4 protein-coding genes and 8 pseudogenes are annotated in these 5194 nt (G+C 58.7%); 7 read left to right on the forward strand and 5 right to left on the reverse strand.

Annotated elements, in window-relative coordinates; translation table 11 throughout:
- Positions 1–217 precede the first annotated feature (217 nt).
- Together ACESMD_RS03030 and ACESMD_RS03035 are read right to left on the reverse strand one after the other, a co-directional pair.
- A pseudogene (locus tag ACESMD_RS03030) lies at positions 218–365 on the reverse strand (transposase); the annotation flags it as partial.
- A 2-nt stretch (positions 366–367) separates the two neighbouring features.
- Positions 368–560 (reverse strand): annotated as a pseudogene (locus ACESMD_RS03035) (transposase); the annotation flags it as partial.
- Here ACESMD_RS03035 and ACESMD_RS03040 point away from each other — a divergent pair.
- The 3 pseudogenes from ACESMD_RS03040 to ACESMD_RS03050 all read left to right on the forward strand — a co-directional run.
- Positions 559–756, forward strand: a pseudogene (locus ACESMD_RS03040) (DDE-type integrase/transposase/recombinase); the annotation flags it as partial. The pseudogenes ACESMD_RS03035 and ACESMD_RS03040 overlap by 2 nt on opposite strands.
- Before the next feature lie 347 nt (positions 757–1103).
- Positions 1104–1559, forward strand: a pseudogene (locus ACESMD_RS03045) (helix-turn-helix domain-containing protein); the annotation flags it as partial.
- A gap of 72 nt (positions 1560–1631) precedes the next feature.
- Positions 1632–2623: pseudogene (locus ACESMD_RS03050) on the forward strand (IS3 family transposase); the annotation flags it as partial.
- 380 nt (positions 2624–3003) lie between these two features.
- Here ACESMD_RS03050 and ACESMD_RS03055 read toward each other — a convergent pair.
- Complete coding sequence (locus ACESMD_RS03055) at positions 3004–3279, reverse strand: type II toxin-antitoxin system RelE/ParE family toxin (protein WP_372610214.1); 276 nt, start codon at positions 3277–3279, stop codon at positions 3004–3006.
- Positions 3279–3551 carry a CopG family ribbon-helix-helix protein gene (locus ACESMD_RS03060; RefSeq protein ID WP_372610216.1) on the reverse strand — a complete coding sequence of 91 codons (273 nt, stop codon included), beginning with the start codon at positions 3549–3551 and terminating at the stop codon, positions 3279–3281. Before ACESMD_RS03060 ends, ACESMD_RS03055 begins: the two co-directional genes overlap by 1 nt.
- A 202-nt stretch (positions 3552–3753) precedes the next feature.
- Between ACESMD_RS03060 and ACESMD_RS03065 the strand changes: the two are divergent.
- Positions 3754–3897, forward strand: a pseudogene (locus tag ACESMD_RS03065) (Tn3 family transposase); the annotation flags it as partial.
- Here ACESMD_RS03065 and ACESMD_RS03070 read toward each other — a convergent pair.
- The gene (locus ACESMD_RS03070) at positions 3857–3970 is read right to left on the reverse strand and encodes a hypothetical protein (protein WP_372610218.1); all 114 of its coding nucleotides are present in this window, start codon (positions 3968–3970) and stop codon (positions 3857–3859) included. The pseudogene ACESMD_RS03065 and the gene ACESMD_RS03070 overlap by 41 nt on opposite strands.
- A gap of 54 nt (positions 3971–4024) precedes the next feature.
- Here ACESMD_RS03070 and ACESMD_RS03075 point away from each other — a divergent pair, with 54 nt between their 5' ends.
- The 3 genes and pseudogenes from ACESMD_RS03075 to ACESMD_RS03085 form a co-directional block, all read left to right on the forward strand.
- On the forward strand, positions 4025–4180 hold the full coding sequence (locus tag ACESMD_RS03075) for a hypothetical protein (protein ID WP_372610220.1): 156 nt from the start codon (positions 4025–4027) through the stop codon (positions 4178–4180).
- A 38-nt stretch (positions 4181–4218) separates the two neighbouring features.
- Positions 4219–4770 (forward strand): annotated as a pseudogene (locus ACESMD_RS03080) (transposase); the annotation flags it as partial.
- 139 nt (positions 4771–4909) lie between these two features.
- A pseudogene (locus tag ACESMD_RS03085) lies at positions 4910–5194 on the forward strand (IS21 family transposase); the annotation flags it as partial.

The following is a 5194-nucleotide window of genomic DNA, read 5'->3' on the forward strand; positions in this document are numbered from 1 at the left end:
GTAACCAATCGTCAACGGACGGTGGAAGCAGATAGGCCGTGTAACGGTCGATAGAACGAAAGTTGCTCATGGCGGATCCGTGGTCAATTTGGTGCCAGCATAATCTCATGTTGAATGCGGAAAGTCCGACAGGCTGCTAGGGGTTTGTCCGAGTAATAGAGTCTGATGGCTGAGTTCGGGGAATGTGACGGCGTCGGCTGGGCCGATTGGCCTTGGCTCAGCGGAGGGCTTGGGCGAGCTTGAGGAGGTTGTGGACTGTGCAGATCATCGCCCATTCGGCTCGGCTGATCGAGACCTCGCAGGAGGAACTGACGGAAACCTCTGACCTGCTTCATCTGTCCGGACACCGGCTCCACGATCTGCTTTAGTCGGGGCGGTTCAGGCCAGCGACGGCCATCATGTCGGCCCGCTCCTCGCAGGCGGGCGAGTTGACGCGAGGAGTAGATGCCACGGCTGCGGCCATAGAGCAAGAGCGCCACCATTATGCCGGGATGATAGGGTGGATAGCCGCGCTCCTCCGTGTAGGCGTCGAGGATAGCCGAGAGATCGAGCACCTCGCGTGCCTGGGTCGCTGGCATCACCTACATCCGCACGCGCAGCGGCTGGCTGTACCTGGCCGCCGTGATGGACCTCTTCTCTCGTAAAATGGTGGGTTGGGCGATGGCGTCCAGTATGCCAGCCGAACTGGTGTGCTCCGCCTTGCAGATGGCCTTGACCCAACGACAACCCCCGGCAGGCCTGATTGTTCATTCCGACAGTAAGACTACAAAGTGCCAGGTGTTCCTGGGTTGACCTGACTCTTACAGTGATCGACCTATCCTGAAGACTTGGTGCCGTGAGGGTTCTCGGGTTTCCTTACCCACACTCCGATCGACCTGGGTAACGTGCCTTTCCCTGGACTTGTCGGTGATCCGGGAGCACTGGCGGCGAGGTTTCGCCTCGTCGAAGTATGTGACCCAAGAAGGGCCTGACAGCCTGTCTCGTTACTGTCTTGTCCTGGCTATCGAACTCGGTGAAGCCATCCTGAACCGATAGTCTGGAGACTGTCGCTACCGCTGTAAAACTGACCCACCGGGGCACAATGCAGCTTTTGCGAGCTGCCCATGTTGACCCAGGAGGCGTATGTGGAAATCAGCGTCTTAGCCCGACAGGGCCTCTCCATTCGTGCCATCGCTCGAGAGATGAATTGCTCGCGCAATACCGTCCGCCGCTATCTCAAGCGCCGGGCGGCGTCCCAAGCGGTGATACCCCGATATGCGTCCCGCGCGCCTCGGCCCTGCAAGCTCGACCCTTACAAGGCGTATTTACTACAGCGCATCGATGCGGCCCGCCCTCACTGGATACCCGCAACCGTCCTGCTACGTGAACTCCACGATCGGGGTTATACCGGCGGTTACACTATGCTCACGATGTTCCTGCTGCCCCTCAAGGAGCCTCAAGCCGAGCCTGTCACCCGCTATGAGACCGAGCCGGGCGAACAGATGCAGGCCGACTTCACGGTCATTCGTCGAGGCCGCGATCCGCTGCTGGGCTTCGTGGCGACGCTGGGCTGGAGCCGTGGGTTATCCCCCCAATAAAGAGCGGTGATCAGAAGTAGAATTTTCCGTAAGCTACACGCAGGGAGATTCTGCATGAAAAGATCACGTTTTTCCGACAGCCAAATCTTGTCGATCCTGAAGCAAGCCGAAAACGGCGTACCGGTTCCCGAGCTTTGCCGAGAGCACGGTATGAGCAGCGCGAGCTTCTACAAATGGCGCGCGAAATTCGGTCGTATGGACGCGTCCATGATGGCCCGATTGAAGGAGCTGGAGGACGAGAACCGCCGGCTCAAAAAAATGTACGCCAAAGAACGACTGAAGGCGGACATCCTGAAGGAAGCCATCGAAAAAAAAGTGGTGAAGCCATCTCGTCGCCGAGAGATGGCGCAGAATGCAGTTATGGACAAGGGTATTAGTATTCGCATGTCCTGCTGGATGTTCAGCATCAGCGAGACCTGCTATCGCTATCAGGCCAAACTCAGCAATGAGAACGCCGAGATTGCCGATTGGTTGATTCGGTAACCCACAACCAGCGGAACTGGGGCTTTGGTCTGTGTTTTCTGCACCTGCGCAACGTGAAAGGCTTTGGCTGGAATCACAAGCGGATTTATCGGGAGCTAGAACTGAATCTGCGCATCAAGCCGAAGAAACGCCTTGTCCGCGAAAAGCCACAACCGTTGGCTGTGCCGGAGACCATCAATGACAGCTGGTCTATGGACTTCATGCACGACCAACTGAGTGATGGCCGCAGCTATCGACTGCTGAACGTGATTGACGACTATAACCGCGAAGGTCTTGGCATCGAGGTCGACTTCTCGTTACCCGCAGAGCGCGTGATTCGAACGCTGGATCAAATCATTGAGTGGCGTGGAAAACCCCGCTCAATTCGCTGTGACAACGGGCCAGAATATATCAGTGGCAAACTGCTAGCTTGGGCTCAAGACCACAATATCCAGCTGGCATTTATACAACCTGGTAAGCCGCAGAAGAATGCCTATGTCGAACGTTACAACCGCACCGTTCGCTATGATTGGCTGGCTCAGCACTTGTTCAAAAGCACAGAAGAAGTCCAGAATTACGCTACCTGTAGGGCCCCGGATGATAGATTGAGCTACAGGAGTTATCCTCTGCTGACAGCGCGTGACCTCATTGCTCAATTCATCCAGGAGCAGCGAGATGGATATCAAACTGCATAAGACAGCCACCACAACGCCACGCATTCGCCAGGAGATTCAGCAAGTGCCGGCGGCGGTCAGCGGTAGCGAATTGGCTCGGCGCTATCATGTGTCATGTCCCACCATTGCCCGATGGCGCTATCGCACGACCCAACATGACCGCTCGCTTATGGCGGCAAGTATACCACCTACGTTGGTGTCCGAGGCAATTGAACCACTACAGAACCACCAAGGCACACAAATGGCGAGTGCGATAAGCGTCAGCCAGCCCAGCTCTGTCATTTCCATTTCTAACGATTCTCGCGGGTGTGCCACAGGCGCAGCAGGTAGATGGCGGAGTCTGCGATCTCGTAGCGCATCTCGTAGTGCCCCACCAGAATCCGCCGCACGTCACGCGGCTCGAACTCCTCCAGCCGCTCGCCGATGCGCGGGTTGGTCAGCAGCGTGGTCGGTGCGGCCGTGAGCTGCTGCACCGTACGAGCTGCTGCGGGCCGGTTCACCGTCGCCAAGAACTCGTAGAGGCGGGCCAGATCGGCCAGGGCCTTGCTCGTCCACTTCAATTCCATCAGCGCGGCACTGGAAATGGGGTGTCGGTACTCAGGCTGTCGGCCCAGGCCTGGACGGCCTGATGGTCGATCACGCAGCCGGCATCCACATCGGCCAGGGCCTCGCGGGTCAGACGGCTGTGCTCTTCTTCCTGGTCGAGCCAGGCGGATAGTGCTTGTTTGACGATCCAGTTCTTGGAGCGCTCTAGGCGCTCGGCAATTTCATCGACTCGTTCGGCCAGCTCTACAGGGACGTGAGCAGTAACGGATCGGGTTTTGGTGTTGGCGGCCATGTATGGTTACTCCTGTGTTGCGAACGGCAGACGGTGGCCTCCCTTGCGGAATCGCGGTGGTTGTCATCCTGGGGGCAACGGGCCGGGGTAGTTCATCGGTCTGTCCTTGGCGATTCGTTTTGTGTTGATCTGCGCACGAACGATTCATAATTAATCATAGTGAATAATCCGGCTTCGTCAAGCGCAATTGTCCGGTTGAGCCACAGTCACCGCCTCGCAGATGCTGCGCAAGCTCGGCAGCTACCCGCGCCAGAATGGCCTGGCCGTGGCCTTTCGCGAGCTGGGTCGGATCGAACGCACGCTGTTCATCCTCGACTGGCTGCAAAGCGTCGAACTGCGCCGTCGATGTACTCGAATACCTGCCGCCGCATGGCCTCCTGGGTCTTGAACCGCTCGCCATGAATCGCCTCGACCTTCAAACGGTGGTTTCAATGACGAAGTGCAACACCTGACCCATCAGGTATCGTGTTGTCATGACTCATCATTATCACTTCACTGCCGAAGAGCGGGCGGCCATCATGTTGATGCAAACCAGCCATTCCATTCGCGCCATGGCGCATCATATCGGCCGTGCTCCTAGCCCGAATATTTCACCAGGCATGAAAAATGCGGCTGAAAATCGGTTATGATTCAAGCTCCTACACCAGAATCAACCGCAACAGCCGCCATGACAAAATGTACCACGCCGACCGCCTCCTTTCCACGCTGTAAAGTCCGCCAGGTCACCGTCGGTTTCGACGGGGGCGAGATCACCTCCGATGGCGGCGCCTTGCTGCTTCGCCAACTGGATCGCGAGATGGGCCTGACCCGCACCATCGCTCGCCGACTGGATGACGCCCGTGCCTCTCGCCGTTGCCAGCACAGGGCCGAGACCATGCTCCGGCAGCGCGTCTTTGGCCTGGCGCTGGGCTACGAAGACCTCACCGATCATCATGCCTTACGCCGCGACATCGCCCTGCAGACCGCGGTCGATACCGATCGAGTGTTGGCCAGCCAGTCGACGCTGTGTCGCTTCGAGCAGCAGGCCAGTCGTCAATGGGCGGTGGCCATCCAGGAAGAGATCGTTGAGCAGTTCATCCGCTCCTTTCGGCGGCCGCCGAAGAAGCGCTTGATCCTCGACTTCGACGCCACAGACGACCCGGTGCATGGTGAGCAGCTCGGTCGGCATTTCTCCGGCTTCTACGATGGGTGCTGCTTCCTGCCCCTCTATGTCTTCTGTGGCCAGCAGCTGCTGGTCAGCTACCTGCGCCCGGCCTATCGCGATGCAGCCCACCATGCAGGTTATAGAGCGACAATTACTCTGGCCGGCCGTGTTGCCCTAAGCTTGACCGCTTGCCCCGACCCACCAAGGAGACGGTATGGCGGTCACCAGCCAACAGGTCACGATCTACATGTCGCAACGTCAACAAGGCCAGACTCAGGACCTCGCCGCCGCCAAGGCCGGCCTCTCGGTCAGAACCGCTCGGCGCCTCGAACGCCGCGCCGAATCCGCCGACCCGCCAGCACCACGCCACTGGCGAACCCGGCCCGATCCCTTTGCCGATGTCTGGGACGAGGTGGTCGTCCCCCAACTAGCGGCCACGCCGGACCTCCAGGCGCTGACGCTGCTGGAGTGGCTGCAGGAGCACTACCCCGGCCAGTAC

The sequence above is a fragment of the Halomonas sp. genome (assembly GCF_041689495.1).
GTDB lineage: Bacteria > Pseudomonadota > Gammaproteobacteria > Pseudomonadales > Halomonadaceae > Halomonas.